Annotated in this window: 23 protein-coding genes, 1 tRNA gene and 1 pseudogene; 9 read left to right on the top strand and 16 right to left on the bottom strand. The window is 57.8% G+C overall.

Going from position 1 to position 22,607, the window contains the following annotated elements; genetic code table 11:
* The 6 genes from ACIOUG_RS15930 to ACIOUG_RS15905 all read left to right on the top strand — a co-directional run bounded on the left by ACIOUG_RS15930 (nt 1) and on the right by ACIOUG_RS15905 (nt 4,632).
* Complete coding sequence (locus ACIOUG_RS15930) at nt 1-699, top strand: ABC transporter ATP-binding protein (protein ID WP_401066885.1); 699 nt, start codon at nt 1-3, stop codon at nt 697-699.
* A gap of 13 nt (nt 700-712) precedes the next feature.
* Complete coding sequence (locus tag ACIOUG_RS15925; RefSeq protein ID WP_401066867.1) at nt 713-1,462, top strand: ABC transporter substrate-binding protein; 750 nt, start codon at nt 713-715, stop codon at nt 1,460-1,462.
* Nucleotides 1,463-1,539: 77 nt separating this feature from the next.
* Nucleotides 1,540-2,235, top strand: a complete 696-nt coding sequence (locus ACIOUG_RS15920; RefSeq protein WP_007961693.1) for an ABC transporter permease — start codon at nt 1,540-1,542, stop codon at nt 2,233-2,235.
* Nucleotides 2,232-2,921, top strand: coding sequence for an ABC transporter permease (locus ACIOUG_RS15915; protein ID WP_401066865.1), 690 nt, complete (start codon nt 2,232-2,234; stop codon nt 2,919-2,921). The genes ACIOUG_RS15920 and ACIOUG_RS15915 overlap by 4 nt, the downstream gene beginning before the upstream one ends.
* Complete coding sequence (locus ACIOUG_RS15910) at nt 2,902-4,137, top strand: methyltransferase (protein ID WP_401066864.1); 1,236 nt, start codon at nt 2,902-2,904, stop codon at nt 4,135-4,137. Before ACIOUG_RS15915 ends, ACIOUG_RS15910 begins: the two co-directional genes overlap by 20 nt.
* Before the next feature lie 419 nt (nt 4,138-4,556).
* A tRNA-Thr gene (locus ACIOUG_RS15905) sits at nt 4,557-4,632 on the top strand.
* A gap of 267 nt (nt 4,633-4,899) precedes the next feature.
* On the opposite strand, the gene ACIOUG_RS15900 is transcribed toward ACIOUG_RS15905, so the two are convergent.
* The 7 genes and pseudogenes from ACIOUG_RS15900 to ACIOUG_RS15870 form a co-directional block, all read right to left on the bottom strand.
* The gene (locus tag ACIOUG_RS15900; RefSeq protein ID WP_401066863.1) at nt 4,900-5,301 is read right to left on the bottom strand and encodes a hypothetical protein; all 402 of its coding nucleotides are present in this window, start codon (nt 5,299-5,301) and stop codon (nt 4,900-4,902) included.
* A 493-nt stretch (nt 5,302-5,794) separates the two neighbouring features.
* Entirely contained in the window at nt 5,795-6,304 is a 510-nt protein-coding gene (locus ACIOUG_RS15895) for a hypothetical protein (protein ID WP_401066862.1), read from the bottom strand.
* A gap of 45 nt (nt 6,305-6,349) precedes the next feature.
* Nucleotides 6,350-6,601: pseudogene (locus ACIOUG_RS15890) on the bottom strand (phage portal protein); the annotation flags it as partial.
* Nucleotides 6,602-6,849: 248 nt separating this feature from the next.
* A complete protein-coding gene (locus ACIOUG_RS15885) occupies nt 6,850-7,530 on the bottom strand; it encodes an RES family NAD+ phosphorylase (RefSeq protein ID WP_401066861.1) in 681 nt (226 codons plus the stop codon).
* Nucleotides 7,527-7,937, bottom strand: coding sequence for an antitoxin Xre-like helix-turn-helix domain-containing protein (locus tag ACIOUG_RS15880; RefSeq protein ID WP_401066860.1), 411 nt, complete (start codon nt 7,935-7,937; stop codon nt 7,527-7,529). Before ACIOUG_RS15880 ends, ACIOUG_RS15885 begins: the two co-directional genes overlap by 4 nt.
* A 135-nt stretch (nt 7,938-8,072) precedes the next feature.
* Entirely contained in the window at nt 8,073-8,387 is a 315-nt protein-coding gene (locus ACIOUG_RS15875; protein ID WP_401066858.1) for a type II toxin-antitoxin system YafQ family toxin, read from the bottom strand.
* Nucleotides 8,353-8,643, bottom strand: a complete 291-nt coding sequence (locus ACIOUG_RS15870; RefSeq protein WP_401066856.1) for a type II toxin-antitoxin system RelB/DinJ family antitoxin — start codon at nt 8,641-8,643, stop codon at nt 8,353-8,355. Before ACIOUG_RS15870 ends, ACIOUG_RS15875 begins: the two co-directional genes overlap by 35 nt.
* A gap of 469 nt (nt 8,644-9,112) precedes the next feature.
* On the opposite strand from ACIOUG_RS15870, the gene ACIOUG_RS15865 reads away from it, so the two are divergent.
* Nucleotides 9,113-10,039, top strand: a complete 927-nt coding sequence (locus tag ACIOUG_RS15865; RefSeq protein ID WP_007961685.1) for a LysR family transcriptional regulator — start codon at nt 9,113-9,115, stop codon at nt 10,037-10,039.
* Here the strand turns inward: ACIOUG_RS15865 and ACIOUG_RS15860 are convergent.
* From ACIOUG_RS15860 to ACIOUG_RS15835, 6 genes are all read right to left on the bottom strand, one after another.
* Nucleotides 9,956-10,273: an AzlD domain-containing protein gene (locus ACIOUG_RS15860; RefSeq protein WP_003220702.1), complete on the bottom strand. Its 318-nt coding sequence runs from the start codon at nt 10,271-10,273 to the stop codon at nt 9,956-9,958. The genes ACIOUG_RS15865 and ACIOUG_RS15860 overlap by 84 nt on opposite strands.
* The gene (locus ACIOUG_RS15855; RefSeq protein ID WP_024164477.1) at nt 10,252-10,968 is read right to left on the bottom strand and encodes an AzlC family ABC transporter permease; all 717 of its coding nucleotides are present in this window, start codon (nt 10,966-10,968) and stop codon (nt 10,252-10,254) included. The genes ACIOUG_RS15860 and ACIOUG_RS15855 overlap by 22 nt, the downstream gene beginning before the upstream one ends.
* Entirely contained in the window at nt 10,965-11,342 is a 378-nt protein-coding gene (locus ACIOUG_RS15850) for a GNAT family N-acetyltransferase (protein ID WP_130887682.1), read from the bottom strand. The genes ACIOUG_RS15855 and ACIOUG_RS15850 overlap by 4 nt, the downstream gene beginning before the upstream one ends.
* A gap of 79 nt (nt 11,343-11,421) precedes the next feature.
* A complete protein-coding gene (locus ACIOUG_RS15845) occupies nt 11,422-12,168 on the bottom strand; it encodes a 2OG-Fe dioxygenase family protein (protein WP_064585516.1) in 747 nt (248 codons plus the stop codon).
* A gap of 231 nt (nt 12,169-12,399) precedes the next feature.
* The gene (locus ACIOUG_RS15840) at nt 12,400-13,686 is read right to left on the bottom strand and encodes an OprD family porin (protein WP_027611233.1); all 1,287 of its coding nucleotides are present in this window, start codon (nt 13,684-13,686) and stop codon (nt 12,400-12,402) included.
* Between the two features lie 295 nt (nt 13,687-13,981).
* Complete coding sequence (locus ACIOUG_RS15835; RefSeq protein WP_401066853.1) at nt 13,982-14,650, bottom strand: DsbA family protein; 669 nt, start codon at nt 14,648-14,650, stop codon at nt 13,982-13,984.
* A 256-nt stretch (nt 14,651-14,906) separates the two neighbouring features.
* Between ACIOUG_RS15835 and ACIOUG_RS15830 the strand changes: the two genes are divergently transcribed.
* Nucleotides 14,907-17,000: a TonB-dependent receptor gene (locus ACIOUG_RS15830; protein ID WP_401066852.1), complete on the top strand. Its 2,094-nt coding sequence runs from the start codon at nt 14,907-14,909 to the stop codon at nt 16,998-17,000.
* A 175-nt stretch (nt 17,001-17,175) separates the two neighbouring features.
* On the opposite strand, the gene ACIOUG_RS15825 is transcribed toward ACIOUG_RS15830, so the two are convergent.
* The 3 genes from ACIOUG_RS15825 to ACIOUG_RS15815 form a co-directional block, all read right to left on the bottom strand.
* Nucleotides 17,176-17,388: a hypothetical protein gene (locus ACIOUG_RS15825; protein WP_401066851.1), complete on the bottom strand. Its 213-nt coding sequence runs from the start codon at nt 17,386-17,388 to the stop codon at nt 17,176-17,178.
* A 245-nt stretch (nt 17,389-17,633) separates the two neighbouring features.
* The gene (gene aguA, locus ACIOUG_RS15820; protein WP_401066849.1) at nt 17,634-18,740 is read right to left on the bottom strand and encodes an agmatine deiminase; all 1,107 of its coding nucleotides are present in this window, start codon (nt 18,738-18,740) and stop codon (nt 17,634-17,636) included.
* A 232-nt stretch (nt 18,741-18,972) separates the two neighbouring features.
* Nucleotides 18,973-21,885, bottom strand: a complete 2,913-nt coding sequence (locus tag ACIOUG_RS15815) for an aminotransferase (RefSeq protein ID WP_401066847.1) — start codon at nt 21,883-21,885, stop codon at nt 18,973-18,975.
* Between the two features lie 147 nt (nt 21,886-22,032).
* Between ACIOUG_RS15815 and rfbC the strand changes: the two genes are divergently transcribed.
* Nucleotides 22,033-22,578 (top strand): dTDP-4-dehydrorhamnose 3,5-epimerase, encoded by a 546-nt coding sequence (gene rfbC / locus ACIOUG_RS15810; protein ID WP_103368291.1) that lies wholly within the window; start codon nt 22,033-22,035, stop codon nt 22,576-22,578.
* Nucleotides 22,579-22,607 lie beyond the last annotated feature (29 nt).

Genomic DNA, 22,607 nt, shown 5'->3' with positions numbered 1-22,607 from the left:
ATCACGCTGACCGCCCGCGACGGCGATGTGATCTCGATCCTCGGTTCCTCCGGTTCCGGCAAGTCCACGTTCCTGCGTTGCATCAACCTGTTGGAAAACCCGCATCAGGGTCAGATTCTGGTGGCGGGTGAAGAACTCAAGCTCAAGCCTGCCAAAAATGGCGAACTGGTTGCCGCTGATGGCAAACAGATCAACCGCCTGCGTTCCGAGATTGGTTTTGTATTTCAAAACTTTAATCTGTGGCCGCACATGAGCGTGCTCGACAACATCATTGAAGCCCCGCGCCGCGTGCTCGGCCAGAGCAAGGCAGAGGCGATCGAAGTCGCCGAAGCGCTGCTGGCCAAGGTCGGCATCGCCGACAAGCGCCACGCCTACCCGGCGCAACTGTCCGGTGGTCAGCAACAACGCGCGGCGATCGCCCGCACGCTGGCGATGCAACCGAAGGTGATTCTGTTCGACGAGCCCACCTCCGCCCTTGACCCGGAAATGGTTCAGGAAGTACTTAGTGTCATCCGCGCACTGGCCGAAGAAGGCCGCACCATGCTGTTGGTGACCCACGAAATGGGCTTTGCCCGTCAGGTCTCCAGCGAAGTGGTGTTCCTCCACCAGGGGTTGGTGGAAGAGCAAGGATCGCCTCAGCAGGTGTTCGAAAACCCGCTTTCGGCGCGCTGCAAACAATTCATGTCCGGCAACCGCTAACGGAGCAACATGCATGCAGAATTTTAAAAAGGTCTTCCTGGCCGCCGCCGTCACCCTCGCGTTCAGCGCCGGTGCCATGGCCGAGACCCTGAAAATGGGCATCGAAGCGGCGTATCCGCCGTTCAACAATAAAGACGCCAGCGGCAACGTGGTCGGCTTCGACAAAGACATCGGCGCCGCCCTGTGCGCCAAGATGAAAGTCGAGTGCACCGTGGTCACTTCCGACTGGGACGGCATCATCCCTGCGTTGAACGCGAAGAAGTTTGACTTCCTGATCTCCTCGCTGTCGATTACCGAAGAGCGCAAGGGCGCGGTGGACTTCACCGACCCGTACTACTCGAACAAACTGCAGTTCATCGCGCCGAAAAACGTCGACTTCAAAACCGACAAGGACTCGCTCAAAGGCAAGATCATCGGTACTCAGCGCGCGACGCTCGCCGGCACCTGGCTGGAGGACACCTACGGTAGCGATATCGAGGTCAAACTCTACGATACTCAGGAAAACGCCTATCTGGATCTGACCTCCGGTCGTGTCGACGCGATCCTCGCCGACAAGTACGCCAACTACGACTGGCTGAAAACCGACGCTGGCAAAAACTACGAGTTCAAGGGCGACCCGGTCGTGGAAAGCGACAAGATCGGCATCGCCGTGCGTAAAGGCGATCCACTGCGTGAGAAGCTGAACGCCGCGCTGAAGGAAATCGTCGCCGACGGTACCTACAAGAAGATCAACGACAAGTACTTCCCGTTCAGCATCTATTGATCTGACCTGCGGGATCGGCGCCGTGATCCGACGGCGCCGGCTCCCGGCCTTGCCTGCCGCGATTTGAAAAGAAATCCATGATTATCGACCTCTACGGATTCGGCCCGGCCCTCGCTGCCGGTGCGCTGATGACCGTCAAACTGGCTCTCACGGCCTTGTGCCTAGGGCTGGTGCTCGGTCTGCTCGGCGCCTTGGCCAAGACGTCCCCGTACAAGCCGCTGCAATGGCTTGGCGGTACTTATTCGACCCTGGTGCGCGGTGTCCCGGAATTGCTCTGGGTGCTGTTGATCTACTTTGGTACGGTCAACCTGATGCGCAGCCTCGGTGAGTTCTTCGGCAACCCCGACCTGCAACTCAGCGCCTTCGCCGCTGGCGTGATTGCGTTGGGCCTGTGCTTCGGCGCCTACGCCACCGAAGTGTTCCGCGGCGCGATCCTCGCCATTCCCAAGGGCCACCGCGAAGCCGGTGTGGCGCTGGGCCTGTCGAAATGGCGGATCTTCACCAAGCTGATCATGCCGCAGATGTGGCGCATCGCCCTGCCCGGTCTGGGCAACCTGTTCATGATCCTGATGAAAGACACCGCACTGGTGTCGGTGATCGGCTTGGAAGAAATCATGCGTCACGCGCAGATCGGCGTGACCGTGTCGAAACAGCCGTTCACCTTCTATCTGGTGGCCGCAGTCATGTACCTGGGCCTGACGGTGCTGGCGATGACCGGCATGCACTTCCTGGAAAAACGCGCCGCTCGCGGCTTTGCGAGGAGCGCTTCATGAACTGGGAAGTGATCATCAAGTGGCTGCCGAAACTGGCGCAGGGCGCGACCCTGACTCTGGAGCTGGTGGCGATTGCCGTGATTGCCGGCCTGTTGCTGGCCATTCCGCTGGGCATCGCCCGCTCCTCGAAGCTGTGGTACGTGCGCGCTTTGCCCTACGCCTACATCTTCTTTTTCCGTGGCACGCCGCTGCTGGTGCAACTGTTCCTCGTCTATTACGGCCTGGCGCAGTTCGATGCCGTGCGCAGCAGCGCGCTGTGGCCGTACCTGCGCGATCCGTTCTGGTGTACCACCGCAACCATGACCCTGCACACCGCGGCATACATCGCCGAGATTCTGCGCGGCGCGATCCAGGCCATTCCGCCGGGCGAAATCGAAGCGGCGCGGGCACTGGGCATGTCCAAGCCCAAGGCAATGTTCTACATCATGCTGCCGCGTGCGGCGCGTATCGGCCTGCCGGCCTACAGCAACGAAGTGATCCTGATGCTCAAGGCCAGCGCGCTGGCGAGCACCGTGACCCTGCTGGAACTGACCGGCATGGCCCGCACGATCATTGCCCGCACCTACCTGCCGGTGGAAATCTTCTTCGCCGCCGGGTTGTTCTATCTGCTGATGTCCTACGTGCTGGTGCGCGGCTTCAAGCTGCTGGAGCGCTGGCTGCGCGTCGATGCCTGCCAAGGGCGTTGATACTTCCCACGTGCTGACGGGCGAGAACCTACTCGCCCGCTTCGCCGCGCTGGATGCTTTTCTGATTGAGCATCAGGCGCTGTGGAAACCTCGTCCGTTCACTCATCTTTCGCTTCCATGGGAAACCGCCTACCGCGAATTGGCTTCGTGGCTACGCGGACGATCGCTGGAAGATGCAGAGCGGGCGCACAACCATCCTGCGGATCTCGTCGATGCCCCGGAGCCGTTCGCTGCATTGGCGGCGTTGTCATCTGAGCTGAGCGCAGTCGGAGAGTTGCCGGAACATGCGCTGGTAGCGGCAGGTCACCGATTGAACGTCGATGTACCGGGGCGCAAGTGGCAGCAGATCGAAGCCTTCGCCAGTCGCTTGTCTTTTGCCTCGCCGCCAAAGCATTGGCTGGACTGGTGTTCTGGCAAGGGGCATTTGGGCCGGCGCCTGCTGAGCGCCGGGCAACAGCTGACCTGCGTTGAATACGATCCGGTGCTGGCGGCTAGCGGTCAGGCATTAAGCCAGCGTCATCATTTGCACGCCCTGCATGTCGAACAGGATGTACTGGCGGCAGACGCAGCGAGCGTTATAAGTGCTCAGCACACCCCGGTCGCCCTGCACGCCTGCGGTGATCTGCATGTGCGCCTGATGCAACTGGCAAGCGCTGCCGGATGTCAGCAGATGGCCATCGCCCCGTGCTGCTACAACCGGATTAATCGCAATGAGTACCAGGCCTTGTCCTGCGCCGGCATGCAATCCGCCCTACAACTCTCGCTCGAAGATCTGGCACTGCCCATGAGCGAAACCGTCACCGCCGGTGCACGCGTCCGACGACAGCGCGACACCTCCATGGCCCGGCGCCTGGCCTTTGACCTGCTGCAACGGCAAGTACGAGGAGTAGACGAATACCTGCCCACCCCGTCCCTGCCCAGCGCCTGGCTGGACAAACCTTTCGCCGATTACTGCCGCGACCTGGCAGCGCTGAAAGAGTTATCCACAATCGGCTCGCCCGACTGGCAGGCGCTGGAAGCCGCCGGTTGGCAGCGGTTGGCCGAAGTTCGCAACCTGGAATTATTGCGCGGACTGTTCCGACGACCATTGGAGCTATGGCTCAATCTTGATCGAGCGATTTTCCTCAGCGAACAGGGTTACGTCGTACGCCTCGGCACCTTTTGCGACACCCCACTGACACCGCGTAATTTTCTGCTGCTGGCCGAACGTGCTTAAAATCTTTACAGCCTGTGGATAACTCTGTTGATGGTTTTCCACTGGATCCAATATCTACAGCTGCTACGCGGCCAAAACAGCATTGGTCATTTTTTGTTCATATAGATAAAAAACCTGTAAAACAGGCATTTGCGCACAAAACGAGAACGTGTCCACAAAATCCCCCGCAACACTGCCGTAGCGACGATCCGTTGTGCATAAGCTTCCAATCAAAAGGACATAAACGGGTGAAATGGGTGCTTGAATGGTGCACAAATCCTGCCATCACTCTCATGCTGGATTGGCGCCGAGCAGCCCGATTTTGCGGCTTGAAACCCGGCGACACAGCCCACGCCACCCTCGATCCAGCGCCTGCGTAAAAATAGTCTGAATTCAGGGGTTTACAGAACCAACCCAATCGCTATAATCGTCGCCCACACGCCGGTATAGCTCAGTTGGTAGAGCAACTGACTTGTAATCAGTAGGTCCCGGGTTCGACTCCTGGTGCCGGCACCATATTCAAAGCCCCGCAATGCGGGGCTTTGTCGTTTCTGGACCAAAAGAATTCTTCACGTCGAATAGTGAAAACGTCCACAAAGTGTCCACACTTGTTTCTCTCTCCCCACCACCAGCCCTTATTGACCCTAAGCCGGGGCCGCTCTGCTCAAAAAACAGGTCGCGCTGCTCAAGCCGCGACGGCGATCACAGTCGGTCAAACAGCAATCGGTCAACCGCTTGCGCGGAAGGGCTAAAATTGCGCGAAAACATAAGGTTCGCTACCACTCATTTTAGCTTACCTCTTTGTGAGTCAATAAACTGTGCAAGGTCAGCCGTCGAAACGCTTTCACGTTTATAATCTGAAGCAGTTGAAAGTAAACCTTCTATCTCACTCCAGGTTTTAAAATACGCTGCCATATATTCCTTTGAGTCCAACTTCCTTGTGTCCGCCAAAGCTTTGTTTTCATAAATCCATACTTCACTCCCGAACCTGAGAAACTCATCACCACAAAATCCGACCATCTTCAGCATTAGTTCTACCTGGGCATCATACAGTCCACTTGGTACGTCACTGATAACGCCAGTACATTCACTGCCGTTTTTTTCTTGCGCTTTATGCATATCCAAACTTAAACCGTCTCTAAGTGTTGAATTCGCAAAAGCTTTATCAAACATCTTCTTATCCATCACAAGTAATCCTATTATTTAGAAACATGATCGCTCAAGGAAGAATCGGCTTCGGCATCATCCAACTTCTGAGACCTCCCTCCCACTGTCAAACTGACAGTATTTTGGAATTTTCAGAATTACTTCTATAGCTATTTATTCAAATTCAATAATGAAACATTCGTCCACTCCTACTCTCGCCTTAGTCAATCGCCAATAATCAAATGCTCAGTCAACTAATACCCACTTAGTAGGAAATGGCTATGGCGGGGCCGCTCACTCGCCACGGCGTACTCCGTCGCTAAAACACCGGGCCAGGTTGTTAAAAAAACGTGTCGCGCTGAACAAGCCGCGACGGCAGTTGCAGCCGGTTGAACAGCTATCGGCCAACCGCTTGCGCGGAAGGGCTAAAAGTGTGCGAGAACGTAAGGTTCGCCACCACTCACTTTAGCTTACCAATAAGCTGTGCAAGGTCAGCCATCGAAACGTCTTCACGTTTTTAATCTGGAGCAGCTCAAATTAAATTTTCTATCTCACTCCAGGTTTTAAAATAAGCTGCCTTAAATTCGCGTGATCTCAACTTCCTAAAATCCGCCTTCTCTTTAGCTTCAAAAATAAAAACTTTACTCCCATCCCTTAGGAACTTATCACCACGATATCCGGCCACTGCCAGTAAATCGCGCACCTCAAAATCATCCAATTCACTTGGAACGTCACTGATGAGGCCTGTACATTCATAAGAGAAACTATCACTGCCAGCTTCAGTTTCAGCTTTAAGCCCCGCTGACAGCCTATTAAAATGCGTACTGAAGGCCGCCCAGTCTCCTTGAAGATTCTTTGATACCTCATCCATCACAATTACTCCTCTTTTGTCAGAAACATGACCGTTCAAGGAAGAATCGGCTTCGGTATCATTGAATTTCTGAGACCTCCATACCTCTGTCATAACTGACAGTTTTTTGGAATTTTTCAGAATTATTCTTATAGCCATTTGCACAACGTCACGAATGAAGCATTCGTGCATCCGACTCTCGCCACCTTAACCTTCCGATCACCGCGCAACCGCCGGCTCCAGCAATAGGCCGACGATGTCGCGTTTGCGCTGAAAGTCCTCCTCACCAAACATCATGAAATCCAATACCGCTCGGCCCAAGGTCTGCGCGCTGCAACCGGCGGAAGGGATAAAGTCATGCAGCAACAGGTTGCGCTTGAAGCGCGGAATAGTGCCGTGGTGTGCGTTGGCGCGCAGCAGCTTGGCAAAGCCCGTGCGCGACACTGACAGCGTGTAAATCTGGCCGTCGTCGCTGGCGAACACGTCCAGGTAACGGGATTACCCCGGCGTGTACTGGGGCGACGCAAATCTGTTGGACGTTTTGTCAGCAATTACACCGTCGTCGAAAATCTGCGACTGCTCGACGCGTGCAGATCCGATGCCTAGAGGTCCCACTCCGGCACGACGTGACCACGATTGCGAATCGCCCCTCCCCCGAGTTTCCGCAAAAACGGTCGCGGCCGATTGATGTAACTCACCCATGCAAAGCCTTCGTGGATACGAAGGCTTTTGGCATTTCAGACCTGACTGATCTCAAATACGAACGAAATCTTCTGCTGGCTCGCACTCCACACATAACGCAGATGTTTGCCCTGCTTCGGAATCGACACCGCTGGCGGCCGGAACGCAGCGACACATTCGTGGCCCGGCAAACGCACGCTGTTGTAGAGCATTCCCCACGATTCAGACTCGCGCAGTTGTCGGGCAAACGCCTGTGACGGGCCATAGGCGTCTGGATCGGGTTGATGCAAATGTGCAAAACCATCACGGACATCGTGCAGCGGCTTAACCACACGATTGACGTAAGTGCGCATGGTCAACTCAAGATCCGCTTCGTTGGTGGCCGCGAGGAAACGCTCCTGGTGGTAGCAGGTTTCGGCGATGGCCGCGGCCTGGCTGCTGGCGGCGTAGTAGACGCCGAAGGTGCCATCGGTGAAGCGACTGCTTTTGCCGATGTGGGTAAATGCCGCCATCACCGGGGTTGAACCGGGGCCGGAGAGTCGGTCTTCGGGGCGCACGCGGGCTAGGACGCCGGCCTGTTCGATCAGGCGATCGTTGGTCAGCGCTTCCAGCGCGTAGGTGATTTCCAGGTCTTCGGGATCGAGCACGTCTTCGAACAAAGCAATCGGCGGGAAGCTGCTGTTGACGATCCGGTAGGCCTTGGGCCATTGCGTCTCAGCCAGCGGCGGGGCCTTCAACCGCGCACCCCGTCGAGGTAGCGGCGCACGTCGGCAATGTCGACCACCCTACCCGCGAGCATGTAATCCAGCGCCGTTCGACCATTGAATGGCGCAGCCGTGTTGGGGCTGCTGACCCATGTGTAGGCGCGCTCGCGGCTGTTGCTGAAGATGATGCTCAACGCCTTGTGAATACCCATCAGATACGAGATGCGCTCCAGCGTGTCATGCGGAAGACGAATGTTCGGCGGCAGGTGCTTGTACTTGTAGAACGTGGTGTTGCCCACGCCGCCCAACAACGTGCGTTGCTGCTCGGCGCTGCAGCCCCAGCGCTCCATGAGGTTGAAGAAGAACTTCAGCGCGACGCGCCCGGCTTCGGGGACGTCGAGTTGTTCGCGTGGGGTGAGGGCTGGGGATGAGGTAGGCATAGACGCCTCCTGATTTTTTGTCTTGGCTGAAGACTAGTACATAACTGTAATTTTTTTGAGTTTTGATACACAAACGAACGATCGTAACTATCAGCGCACAGAAGCCGGAGTTAATCCGGCTTATGTATTTCTGCGCTATTTGAACAATTCTGAATGGCTTCCCAAATCAACAAACGTGATCAGGTCTGGGCGTGTGTTTTCGTAAACCATCAGAAAATCGCCACCGATATGACACTCACGGAATCCAGACCAATCTCCAGTCAGCGCATGATCCAGATACTCTGCCGGTAATTGCTGCCCCAAGAACAACATCGTCATCACCTTCCGGACGTCGTTCATGTCTCGCCTTCCGGCGCGGTTATAACGATCCCAGGACTTCTTGAATTCAGAAGTCTGTGCACACTGTTTAGGCCGATCAGCGCGTTTTTGCGTTTTCTCCGGTTTCGCCATCAGCAGTCCTCAGCATGTCGTCTATCGAGTCGAAACGCTGACGGATTTCTAGTGCTTCCATCATTGCGCGGGCCGTTTTTTCTGATGGAACTCGCACCTCGAAGGGAAGCCCCTGAGTGGCAACAACCTGTCGCAGAAAAAGTCGCATGGCGTCGCTAATGCTCAGCCCGCAAGCGTTCAAGACTTCAGTGGCACGCGCTTTCAAATCCTCATCAATGCGGCAGCGCACATCGGTAGTTTTCAGTAGTGCAGCCATTTCAATTACCTCATCGTGATTTTGTAGCTACATGAGCGCTACCTCTACATTGTTGTCGGAGGGATCTTCGTCGGTCAACGCGAAGTTGATAGGTGGTTCTCTACCGCCATGACTCGCATGCCAGACAGCCATTTCAGCTCGTCTGACAAGGTAAGTGCTATCAGCTAAATCGTTACTTTGCCTGAGACCTGTCTGCGCATCACGCAGGCATAAACCCCGGAAGATGTAAGCTGTTTCTCTTCGAAAAAATTGCCCCACGCGCCAAAACCACGCACTTTTCTTGACCCCAATCACCCCCACGTCATCAAAAATCCCGATCCTGTGTCAGCTTCCAGCCATCGGCGGGGACATCAATTCGCTACTAAACCCGCGACAACTATGCTCAGGTGCTGGAATATAGCCGGCATATGACGCCGGATCGGCCGTCTCGTAAACAACAATACCCAGCCCACTTCAGAGGGCATTACCCATGGATAGCAGAACCTTACGCAACCTCATGCGCATCGTGCAGACCGGCTCGTTGTCGGCCGCAGCCGAGCATTCGTGCCTGACTGTGCAGGCCTTGGCCGCACAGTTGAACAAGGTCGAAGAGCAGTTCGGTTTCCGCTTGTTTCGTCGTTCCAACAAAGGGCTGACGCTGACGCCGCAAGGCACGGAGCTGACGCCTTACATGGACAAAGTGCTGATTGCCACGCGACAGATGGAAGAAAAGGTCGAGGCGCTCAAGGTGCCTGGCCAGCGCACATTGAAGGTTGCGTTGAACAACACGTTGTCGTCTGACTTCAACCGGCGAATGATCGGACGCCTGATCGAGGTGTTTCCCGATTACCAGATGGAATTCAGCTACGCCGAGTCGATGGAGAACCTGAGCAAGCTGAAGAACGAGGACTTTGACCTCGCGGTGCTGATCGGCCCGCAGCGGCCGGGTTTGCCGAGCATTGTTTTGCCGGATGTGCAGGTGCAGGTGGTCGGCGCCCATTGCGGGCAGGAAAACGATCCACTGACGTTGCTGGGCAACAAGTTTCAGGTGCGTCCTGCGGAAGATTGTCCGTATTCCCACAGCTTCCTGCGCTTTCTCGACGCTGGGCTGGGCAATCACGAGAACGGTCAGCGCATGGTCTATTCCTGCAGCGAGACCCTGACGCTGTCGTTGATCACGCAGATGGACGCGGTTGGCATGGTGTCTCGTGAGGCCGCGCAAAAGAACGGCCTGACGATTTTCCCCGGATTCGAGGATTTCCTCGAAGTGCGTCTGGCGGTGAATAACCCGAACCTGTCGGGCCAGGCCCTGAACGACGTGGTCGATCTGCCGCTACATGAACGAGCCGAGCGCAATGTACGCAGCCGTCCCAACCGCCACACTGAGAAAGAGGTTTTTGCTGAAATACGCACATAACAGCGTCGGAATGGCTGCATAAAATTCCGGGCGATCGAGCTGTAAGTGCTGATCCTTGATCAACAAGGGTGTCAGGCTGATCGCAGCGACGATCGCCACCGGCAGGTATTCCAGCGCCCGCGCGACGAACGGCGGCCAGTGCTCGGTGTTGACTTGCAGCGGCAGCGCGCGCGGCAGGAAGGTCACGGCCATCATCAGCGCCACCACCAGGATCAGGAACGTCTGGTCAGGCATACACCCACTCCGCAGCCCACAAACGTGGCGATGAATACGTTGAATGGCGAAGTGCCGACCAGGCTCAGCGCGCCCATGCAGGCGACGGCAGCTGCTGCGGCGATGAGTTTGTTGCGGGTGTTGCACAGCGACACCAGCACGTAGAGCATCATCGCGGTCAGTGCGTAGTCGAGTTGATATTTGATCAGGTGCGACGCGTACTGCGCACATACAGCACCCAACAATCCGCCCAGCACCCAGGAGGTGTGGCAGAACAGGTTGAAGCCGATCAGGTAACGGATGTTGACCGGCGCGCCGGTGCCCAGTTTGACGCTGTGAAACGCAAAGGATTCGTCGGTCAGGCCACCCGCATAAGCCCAGCGCTCCATGCGGCTCAGCCCCAGCGCGCGCAGGGCCTTGGCCATGTACACCGACATCAGCATGTGCCGCGCATTGATCAGGAAGGTGGTCAGCACGATGGTGGTCAGCGAAGCCCCGCTGGAGATCAGCGCCAGCGCGGCAAATTGCGAAGCGCCGGCGTAAACGAACAGGCACATGGCTACCGGCAGCCACATCGGCAGCCCGGCATTGACCGCCATCAGCCCGAACACGAATGACACCGTGAAGTAACCGGCCACCACCGGGCTGGCTTCGGCAAACGTGCGCGATGGCTGATGGGCAGCCATCAGCGGCGCACTGCCGGACGTTTCATTCATAGATCCCTCTCAAATGTCCGCTCGCCGTGGGGTTCGCAAAAACCCTGGGCAGCCCAGAATCGCTTGCCCGCGAGGTTAGCATCGTCGACGAACAGAAACATCCGTAATACACCGACCCGCTTCATGTCGGACGAAGCCGCTTCCACCAGCCGCTGGCCGACGCCCTGGCTGCGATAGCGTGGGCTGACCGCCAAGTGGTTGATGGTGCCGCGACTGCCGAGCATGCCGCCGAGCACCGCACCGACGATTTCGCCTTCGACGTCGAAGGCCAGATAGGCCGTGGTGGTCTTCTGGATCAATACTCCGCGCAGGCATTTGGCGTCCTGCCATTCGCAGAACGACACTTCGTCGAACTGCCGGAAGAAGCGCTCCATGCGCTGCGCGTCCTTGGCGGTGGCGCGTCGCAGCACCACCGGCGTCGAGCACTCGACGCCATCGATTGGGGTGATCTGATTAGCGAACAATGTCGAAAGCGGTCCCGGGCCGCGAGAAGGAAATCGCCAGAATCTGCCGGTAAGCCATGGCATGCGTGTGGGTGTTGCGCGCCGGGGTCACGTAGTGGCGCATGTCGCGATCAAGGAAGTACGTGGTGTCGAGGATTTCCTGGTAGGTGGTCGACGCCAGTTGATGCTCGTGCACATCGTACAAACGGCTTTCCGCGCCCTCGACGTTGTTGCGCCCCCAGAAGTGCACACCGCTGAACGGATAGCCGTCGCAGTGAATCCCTTCCGGGGTGATTTCCAGTTGCTTGCCGGGTTTGATCTCGATACGGATCTGATGGATCTGGCATTGCCAGATTTCATCGTGCAATTCTTCCGGCAGCACGCTTTTGTACACTTCAAAATCGGTGTCGATCAGGCTGCGCATCACCGGCGAAGTAATCACTTCATCGGAGAAGTCCTGAAAGTGCCGCACAACACCGCCCACATAGGCGTTGTTCTCTTTCGACTGCACGTAAGCGCGATGTTCGAGTTGCTTCAATTCACGTGTTTTCGGGTTGTACTCGAAGTCGCTGTAACGACGGTAACGCATGCCGGCTTCGGCCTGACCGTAGTAACTGTCCGGCTCCATGTTTTCCCAACTTTTGGTCAGTCTGACGAAGTCGGCAAAATGACCGTAGAGATTGAAGTCACCACCCTGGACGTTGACATATTTGTCGCGCCGTAGCGATTCGCCCACTTCTCTGTTCAAAACGATCATTACCAAATTCTCCGCTGCGTTGAGCGGCCTAATCTATTAGGTGGAGAATTTGCGTCCATGAGAAAGAATTTCAGGCATTTAAAGCCCTGTTTGAAACGGTACTTGAAGACGCGTCAAAACAACTTTTACATGACAAAAACACGGGTTTTTTACGCTTTTCGCAGAAAAGACCTCGAAAAAAAACCCCGAGCCAGTCGGGGTTTTCTCATGCTTTTTACAGCGGATCGTTCATCAGAAGATGTTGATCGGGTAATCCACGAATACACGCACTTCGTTACCGCTGCTGTTGTAGTCGGCGGATTTCTGCGACACGCGCAGGATCGAGCTGCGCAGTTTCACGCTCAGGTCTTTCGCCGGACCGCTTTGCACGACGTATTTGACCTGGTTGAAGATCTCACGCTCAGTGCCGCCACTGCTGGTATCGGTGGTGATGTTATCGCCACGCACATAAGCGAAGTTGTAGCTCAGACCCGGTACGCCGAATGCGCCGAAGTCCAGGCCGTAGCCCAACTGCCAGCTGCGCTCGTCTTCAGCGTTGAAGTCCGACCAGTAGGAGTTGGCCAGGTAGATGGTGTTGCCACCGTCGCCCTGACGACGACCATCGTTCTGATAACCGCCGTACGGATAACCCAGGTTGCTGTCACCGGTACTGCGCTGATGCGCCACGGTGAACGAGTGCGGGCCGGTGGCGAATGTGGCCGCCAGGCTCCAGATCTTGTTGTCCTGGCCGCCGGTGTTCTTGATGTCGGCATAGGACTTGTCGAGCTTGGTGCGATAGCCGTTGAAGTCCAGGGTCAGGGATTGATCCTTGTCGATCGGGAACACGTAGTTGGCGTTCACGTACTGCTTCTTCATGACGTCTTCAACGTCGGAAGCGTACAGCGCCGCCTTGAACTGTTCGGTGAACTGATAGCTGCCGCCCAATACGTTGATCGACTTCAGACCACCGCTGTCACGGCCTTCAGCACTTTTGCGCGATTCGGCAGTGAAGCGACCGGCGTCCAGTTGCAGGCCTTTGATCTCTTTGGAAGTGATCAAGGTACCGGTATAGCTTTCCGGCAGCAGACGCGAGTTGTCGTAGTTCAGCACCGGCAGGGCCGGCATCTGGTCACCGTAGGTCAGTACGGTATTGGACACGCGGAATTTGACCGCAGCGCCACCCTTGGACAGGTCGTCAGCCGCATTGCCGCTGTCACCCTGTTTGAAGAAGTCGATACCACCGGCACCGCTGCGGCCCTTGCCGCCATCCAGACGCAGTGCATACAGACCGAAGGCATCAACGCCCACACCCACGGTGCCTTGGGTGAAACCGGACGAGAACGTACCGATGGCCGCCTGGCCCCACTCGGCTTTGTCCGGGTTGCCGTCTTTGTAATCACGATTGATGTAGGCATTGCGCAGCAGCACTTTCAGGCTGCTGTCTTCAACAAAACCCTTGGATTCGGCCTGGCCGTCGGCCATTGCCGAAGTGGCACTCAACATCCCCAGTGCGATCAGACTGATTCGCTTGTTCAACATTTTGTTTTCCTTATTACGGGTTGAAACGCGCTGTGTCGAACGGCTGAAACGGCGCTATTGCACTCTTTTTTCACCCCGAAACAAAAAGACCCGCCCACGGTAAAACCGTGTCGGGCCCTTTTATTATTTTGAGTCATGGCGGTTGGCCACAGGCGTTGGGCCGAATCGTAGCCGCGCCCTCAATAATGTGTCAATTTCAAGAATCGTCTTTAAATAGGTAAAAATCGTCTAAGAATCGTAAATTTTGCGATAGCGCATTGCTCGGAAATGCGCTCAGCCAGTGAATCCAGTGCGATTACGCGCAGCCGTCGAGACCGCATTGCACGGGGGATTGCCTTGGTTCAACAGCGACAACCGCTTGCCCCAACCAGTGGGCGAAAGCCTGCGGTTTACCAAGCCAAGGGCTGATGTCGATCAAAGTGAATTGCCCGCCCTGCTCCAGCGCCAGTGTCGGAAAACCTTGGCCGCCCAGTTGCGCCAAGAGTGCACGGCTGGCTTTTACATGCGTTGTTGTATCAACGGATTTAAACGCGGCCGCAAAGGTGTCCTCGGCGTAACCCAACTCACTGGCGAGTTCGAACAATACGGATTGATCGGCAATCCGCCGTCCCTCCACGTAATGCGCCGTCTGCAATCGCCCGAGCAGTTGCAGCCCACGACCGTCGATGGACTCTGCCGCCAGCACCGCTGCGATCGGTGGCCTCGAATCGAAAACCGCCGAGTGATCGCGCAGCAGACCTTCGAAATACGCCTCGCCAAACGGCTGCCCGGTGTATTCGGCAATGCGCCGGTCGTGGGGCATGACGTAATCGCGCAGTTGTGAGGAAACGCGCTGGCGGTTCGCGCCGCTCATCATTCCGCCCGCATGGGCAACGACCGGCAACACTTGCTGCGCCGCTTGCACCAGTGGTTTGGCGCCATAGCACCAGCCGCACAATGGATCGTAAATGTAGTGAAGGATCATGAGAGAACTCCGGCAACCAATCAGGAAAATTCGATGCCGGCAGACTATTCCTCCGCGCATCGGGGAAAAACGCCGGTATGGCTTTCAGACTGTTTCGCGAATCGGTCGAATGGACCGATTGGTCAGAATGTATCTAAATCGACATAAATTGAAACAATCCAACAAGGGAACTTCTCAGGAATAAATTACGGGAGCAAATGCAAAGCATTACCATTCGCGCGTTTGAATTTCCCTACCTTTTCGGATGCGCTTTTTCATGCCTGCCCCGTTCCGTCTCACGCCCGTGACCCTTGGATTGTCTGCCTTTCTAACCAGCGGTTTTGCTTACTCCGCCACCGAATTGCCCGCCACCGCGATCAGCGCCGAAGCGCAAGCCGAGGACCCGCGCGTCAAGATCAGTAACACCGCGACACGCACCTCGACCCCAGTGCGCTATGTGCCGCAGGCCATCGACTCGATCAAGACCGCGAACGTCGCCGACTACGGCACCAACGACATCGGCGACGCCCTGAGCGGTATTCCCAACGTCAGCAGCAGCGCCGACACGCGCTTCGACAGCCTGCGCATCCGCGGCTTCGACGCCAGCAACGACTTCTATCTGGACGGCATCCGCGACGACAGCCAGTACAAGCGCGACCTGCACAACATCGAGCGGGTCGAAGTGCTCAAAGGCCCGGCGGCGGTGCTCTACGGCCGTGGCAGCCAGGGCGGGATCGTCAACCGCGTGAGCAAGCTGCCGGAGTTCGGCCGGCGCTCGACCATTGAAGCCCAGGGCGGCAGCGAAGACCTGCGCAGCCTGTACGCCGACCTCAGCACCGACCCCAGCGAAAACCTCAGCCTGCGCCTGAACATGGGCAACATGGATGAAAACAGTTTCCGCGACGGCGTAAGCGGCAACCGCCAGCTGTTCGCGCCGTCGATGAGCTGGCAACTGAGCCCGGACCTGAATTGGCTGGTGCAATACGAATACAGCCGCTACAACCGCACCCCGGATCGCGGCATTCCCGGAGTGAATGGGCGCCCGGCGGACGTCGGTCGCGCCACTACTTACGGCAACGATCACGATTTCATCGACGACAAGGCGCAGTCCCTGCGCTCGAAACTCACCTACGAGATCAACGACAACTGGCAGCTGCGCCAGACCCTCGGCGTGTTCAAGCTCGACAGCGATTTCGACAACACCTACCTGACCAACTTCGACCCTAAAACCAATAAAGTCGCGCGCCAGCACTGGCAGCAGGACCTGACCACCCGCAACGTCTACAACAACATTGAGTTGGAAGGCGGTTTCGACACCTTTGGTCTCGAGCATCGCCTGCTGACCGGCGTCGAAATCGGCAGCCAGCGCCGCGATCCGAAGTTGTACAACGCCGCGGCTGGCAAGACCCCGGGCGCACAACCGGTGCCATCGCTTGACCTGTTCAACCCCGACCGCGAGCTCCGTCATACCGGCAGCATGCAGGTGTTCAGCGACAGTCACACCGAAGTCGAAAGCCGCGCGGTCTATGTGCAGGACCAATTGCGCCTGAACGATCAATGGCAACTGCTGGCCGGCCTGCGCTACGACACTTTCGATATCGAGTCGACCAACAAACTCAAGAACGTAGCCGAAGATCGCGACAGCCACAGCACCAGCCCGCGCTTCGGGATTGTCTGGACGCCGCTGCAGAATCATTCGTTCTACGCCTCGTGGTCGAAGACCTTCTCGCCAGTGGGCGGTGGCCTGATCGGCATCACCCCGGGCGCCGCCGGCAATAGCAACGACTTGAGCCCGGAGCTGACCAAACAGAAAGAAATCGGCGTGAAAAGCGACTGGCTGGATGATCGCCTGAGCACCACGCTGGCGGTCTACGACCTGGAACTCTACAACCGCCGCACGAGCGATCCGAACGATCCGACCCTGACCGTCATGACCGGCCTTCAGCGCTCACGCGGCGTCGAGCTGACCGCCACCGGCAAACTGGTCGGCAACTGGTACATGCGCGGCGGCATCGGCGTGCAGGACACCACCATCGAGAAGGACAACAACGGTCTGGAAGGCAAACGCGTCAACAACGTGGCCAAACACAATGGCAGCCTGTTCCTGACCTGGAAACCGGAAATGGGCTGGTACGGTGAAACCGGCCTGACCCTCGTCGGCCAGCGTTATGCCGACAACGCCAACACCACGGTGCTGCCGGGTTATGGCCGCTGGGATGCGCTGGTCGGTTACCGCTTCAAGGACTGGGACTTGCGCGCGGCGCTGAACAACATCACCGACCGCGAGTACTACGCTTCGGCCACCAGCCAGAATCAGATCCAGCCAGGCGCACCGCGCAGTGTGGTGATGACCGGCACCTACAGCTTCTGATTCAACCCAATACCTGTAGGAGTGAGCCTGCTCGCGATAGCGGTGTGTCAGTTGATATTTATGGCGACTGACAGATGGCAATCGCGAGCAGGCTCACTCCTACAAAGGGTTTTGTGTTGTGCATAAAAAAGCGCCGCCATCCCGGCAGCGCTTTCACCAATCCTTGTTGTTTTTCTTATCCTTGCATCACAGCCCATAACGCTTCCAGTTCGGCCTCGCTGAACAGGCCAGCGGGATAGCGCTCGATCATCATCCGGCGCGGATCAGGTTCCCTGATCTGACGCGTTCCGTTGGATTTCAAAAAGTGCGCGACAATCTGGAGCGACTCGCCGTTTACGGCCATGGGATGCAAATTCCGCTCGCTGACTACGTTCACTTCGGCGTTCATTTCAGCGCTCTCTCCCCGTTCGTGAGCGGCTAAGTTATCCAAGGTTTATGACAGAACTGTTGAAGTTCCCCGCCCTCCCTAGTGCGCTTTGTCCGATACAAGAGCTATGCCAAGGTTTCCGATTTGTCGACAAGCGGATACAAAGAAGCCCGCGGTCCAGTGGGGCCGCGGGCTTGTTTGCATGTGTAGCAAGCTAATTGTTGCCCGGCTGATTTGTGAATCAACTCAAGCTGTTACGTCTCAACTCACTCTTTGTGCGGCGCTGGCTGTTGTTGGGTAAGGCAGTGGATATTGCCGCCGCCCAGTAACAGTTCACGACCCGGCACCATCACCACTTCGTGCTGCGGGAACAGCTTCTGCAGGATTTCGCGAGCAGGCGCATCCATCGGATCGTCGAAGCTCGGCGCGATGATGCCGCCGTTGACGATCAGGAAGTTCACATAGGAACCGGCCAGACGCACGGAAGGATTACGCTCCTGGGTACCGTCCACCGGATCGACGCCCGCGCACTCTTCTTCGGTGGCGTACAGCGGCCCCGGAATCGGCATCTTGTGCACCGTGAACGGGCGGCCCTTGGCGTCGGTGCTGCTTTGCAGCACGTTCATCGCGGCCTGGCAGCGCGGGTAGTTCGGATCCTGCGGATCGTCGGTCCACGCCAGCAGTACTTCGCCCGGCCGCACGTAGCAGCAGAAGTTATCCACATGGCCATCGGTTTCGTCGTTGAACAGACCATCCGGCAGCCAGATGATCTTATCCACAGACAGATTGTCGCGAAGCAGCGCTTCGATCTCTTCGCGGCTCAGGTGCGGGTTGCGATTGTGGTTGAGCAGGCACTCTTCGGTGGTGATCAGCGTGCCTTCGCCGTCGACGTGAATCGAGCCGCCTTCCAGCACAAAACCTTCGGTGCGATAACGCGGGCTGCGCTCGATTTCGAGGATCTTGCCACCGACCTGCGAATCACGATTCCACGGCGAATACAGACCGCCCTCAAAGCCGCCCCAAGAGTTGAAGTCCCAGTTCACACCGCGCACTTCGCCGCTGTTATTGATGACGAACGTCGGGCCGGTATCACGCACCCAGGCGTCATCGCTGGACATCTCGACCACGCGGATATTCGGCACGTCGAGGCGTGCACGGGCGTTCTCGTACTGGCCGGCGGACACGGCGACGGTCACCGGTTCGAAACGGGCGATGGCCTTGGCCACTGCAACGTGCGCGGCCTGCGCTGGCTTGCCACCCAGGCGCCAGTTGTCCGGGCGTTCGGGCCAGATCATCCAGGTCTGGGTCTGCGGCGCCCACTCGGCCGGCATGTAGAAGCCATCGTCACGCGGGGTACTTTTCAAAGTGGTCATCGGATCAGGACTCCTGGAAACCGTCGAGGGGTACAAAGCAATGGTGACTTTATAACCGATAAATATCGGCACTAAAAGTCGATAAACATCAATTCATACAAATCCATGCAAAATTAACCGATATAAATCTAAATTAGTGTAGGAGCTGCCGCAGGCTGCGATCTTTTGACTTTGCCTTTGAAAAGCCAGATCAAAAGATCGCAGCCTGCGGCAGCTCCTACAGGGGTCTGGTTTAGAGGCCTTCCTCGAGCACGCGGTCCAGCATGTCGACAAAGTAGTCGACACTGCGACGCGAGGTGACCATCGGCGGTTTGATCTTGAGAATGTTCAGGTCATCGCCGGTCGGTTGCATGAAGATCCCCAGCTCGCGCAGGCGATCGCACAACAACGTGGTTTCTTCGGTGGCCGCTTCCAGCGTCTCGCGGTTGCGGATCAGTTCCACCCCCAGATAGAAGCCGGAACCATGCACCGCGCCCACCAGCGGATGTTTATCGATCAGCGCTTCCAGCCGCGCCTTGAAGTGACCACCGACGATCTGCGCGTTTTCCCAGAGCTTTTCTTCCTCCATGACATCCAGCACCGCCATGCCGATCTGGCAGCTCACCGGGCTGCCGCCGGCAGACGAAAAGAAATAGCCTTCGGCCTCCAGCGCTTCGGCGATTTCTCGGCGCGTGATCACCGCACCGAGCGGCTGGCCGTTGCCCATGCCCTTGGCCATGGTGATGATGTCCGGCACCACGCCCTGCTCTTCAAAACCCCAGAAGAAGTGGCCCATGCGCCCATAACCGACCTGTACTTCATCGGCAATACACACCCCGCCTTGGGCACGTACTAACGCATAGACTTGTTTCAGATAACCGGGCGGCAGGGAAATCCCGCCGGCATTGCCATACACCGGCTCGCAGATGAAGCCGGCCAGTTGGCGCTGTTGCGCGGCGATATGTGCCAGTTGCGCTTCGACGCTGCGCACATAGTGCGGCGCAGAATCCAGGCCACGGAATTCGCCGCGATAAATATTCGGCGCGGTCACTGGATGAACCCAGTCCGGGCGGCTTTCCAAGGCCTTGGGATTGTCGGCTATCGAGGTCGACACGGCATCGGCGCCGACGGTCCAGCCGTGATAGGCCTCAAGCACGCTGAGCATGTCGCGCCCGCCGCTATAGGCCCAGGCCAGGCGAATCGCCAGATCGTTCGCCTCACTGCCACTGTTGACCAGAAACACCCGGTCCATGCCTTCCGGCGCCAGTTTCAGCAAGCGTTCGGAGAACTCCGCCACCGCCGCATAGTTGAAGCGTGAATTGGTGTTGAGCAGCGACCACTGTCGCGCCGCCACTTGAGCCATGCGCGGATGACCATGACCGAGCACTGCGACGTTGTTGAGCATGTCGAGGTAGGAACGGCCCTGCATGTCGATCAGATGATTGCGCCAGCCACGCTCAATGCGCGGCGGGTCGACGTAATAATGTTTTTGCGTGCGGGCGAAACTGGCGTCACGGCGTTCGAGCAAGGTTTTGGCGTCCAGCTCCGGTTCGGCATCGCAGGCCAGGCCCAGCAGAGTGGCTGGCGAAGGACACAAGGCTTGCCACGCCGCCGCACGTGAAGGACTGCAGAACAATGGCGCATCCAGCGATGCAACGCGGCTCAACTGCACAATCAACGGGCCGCTGACCGCACCCAGCACCTGACCTTTTACCAGCGCCGCGCCACTGTGCAGCGAGGCGTTCACACCGCGCAAACGCACGCTGAGCTGCGGCCCGACGAGTTGCAGCACACCGTCCGCTGCGTGATGCAAAACCCCGGCAAACGGCGCTTCCACGGTCGCGCCTTGGGGTACGCGCAGTTCAACGTGCAGCGGGAAGGTTTCCGGTTCGACTGCGCTGTCCACTCGCGTCTGCGACAAGCGGTACTGCCCGTACCGGCTCGCCGCCAGACCATGCGTGGCAGCGGCTTCAGTCAGCAACCGTTGATCGATGCCCGCCTGCTCCCAGTTGCCCGCCTCGAAATGCGGGCTCAGGACGCCAAGATCAATCAGCGCGAACTCACGCCCGACCAGCCCCGGCAGCAGCGGTGCGAAACCTTCGCTGTCGATGGCTGGCAGAGGCTGACTGACCGCCGTGAGGATCGCCGCTTCCATCAGCGCCAGCGGCACCGAAGTGGCGACGTGGAAAATTTCCCATTCGTGGCCAAGGTTGTCACGGCTGTAAGTGTTGCCCGGATCAATGCTGACCTGCTGCTCGCCACTGAGAACCAGCACCGCCGCCCGCGCCACGATCAATGGCCACAGCGCCAGCAACTCTGCGTGTTGCAGCGGATTGACTGCGTGGTATGCCTGCACCGCCGGCAGAATCACAAACGGATCGCCGCCGGCATGGTGCAGCAGCGCCGCGCACGTCACCGACAGATCGGTGATGCGCCAGGTACGCACCAGATCACCGAAGTCGATCACCCCCTGCAATTGCCAGTGACGCTTGGCATCGCGCTGCCAGACGGCGTTATCGTCGGTGATGTCCATGTGGATCGCCTGCACCGGCAGCTTGTCCTGCAACGGTTGCAAGCGCCGCTCGGCCTGTTCGGCGGCGTCAGCGATCAGTGCGCGCTGGTGTTCATCCTTGATCACCGGCAGCAGATGGCTGATCAGCGCGCTGGCATGCTGCGCATCCCATTGCAGCGTGCGTTGAAGGCCCGGGTGCTCGAAGCCGGCCAGTGCCAGATCCATCTCGCCACACAGTCGACCGAAACCGGCCACCACTTCCTGGCCCAGATGTTCCAGATGGGTCAGCGACTGGCCCTCGATGTAGTCCAGCAGCCGCACGTGCAGCGGTTCGCCGTTGGCTTGCAGCGACAACAGATCCTCGCCGTTGTTGGCCGGGATCACACTGGGTACGTGCACCGACGAGTGTTCGGCCAGGTATTTGAGGCCTGCATGCTGAGCCTGCAGCTCCACCAGTGCATAGTCGCCGCGGCAGATTTTCAGGACAAAGCGCCCACGCTCGCTGTCGACCCGATAATTCAGATCCTGCTGACTGCCCAGCGCCTGTAATGTGCCGCTGAGCCCGTAATGCTCCGCCAACCACTGCCGGGCCTGTGCCTCAGAGACCTGCGGGCTGGGCAAACTGGCGCGATGAATCAACGTGGCGAGCGGCATGGAACGACCCCTGAAATTTTATTAGGCGCCTATATCGCCATTGCTGCAGTGGATGCGCAACCCCCGACCGGCGATATTCGAGCGCTCGCATCCGCCAGCGCTTTGCGCAAGAATGTCGGCCATTCACACCTATCTGGAAAAAACCTCATGAATGTAATCACCACCGATCTGCCCGGTGTTCTGATCATCGAACCCAAGGTATTTGGTGACGAGCGCGGCTTCTTCTACGAGAGTTTCAACGCCAAGGCGTTCCAGGATGCTACGGGGCTGGACACCCAGTTCGTTCAGGACAACCATTCGCGCTCGCAGAAAGGCGTGCTGCGCGGGCTGCATTACCAACTGCAGAATACCCAGGGCAAACTGGTGCGGGTGACCGCCGGTGAAGTGCTGGATGTCGCCGTGGACATCCGTCGCAGCTCGCCGCACTTCGGCAAGTGGGTCGCCGTGCGCCTGTCGGCCGAGAACCACCGCCAGCTGTGGGTTCCGGAAGGCTTTGCGCACGGTTTCGTGGTGCTCAGCGAGTTCGCCGAATTCCTCTACAAGACCACCAACTACTACGATCCATCGTCCGAGCGCAGCATTCGCTGGGACGACCCCGCGCTGGGCATCGACTGGCAGCTTGATGAAGCGCCGAAGCTGTCGGCCAAGGATCAGGTCGGTGCGCTGCTCAAGGACGCTGACGTCTTCGCCTGAGCCTAGGCATAATGCGCCTGTCACCACAG

It is taken from the genome of Pseudomonas sp. NPDC087803, from assembly GCF_044742995.1.
Classification (GTDB): Bacteria; Pseudomonadota; Gammaproteobacteria; order Pseudomonadales; family Pseudomonadaceae; genus Aquipseudomonas.
The sequence above is the reverse complement of the archived record's forward strand: the minus strand, read 5'-3'. Positions and strand labels throughout refer to the sequence as shown.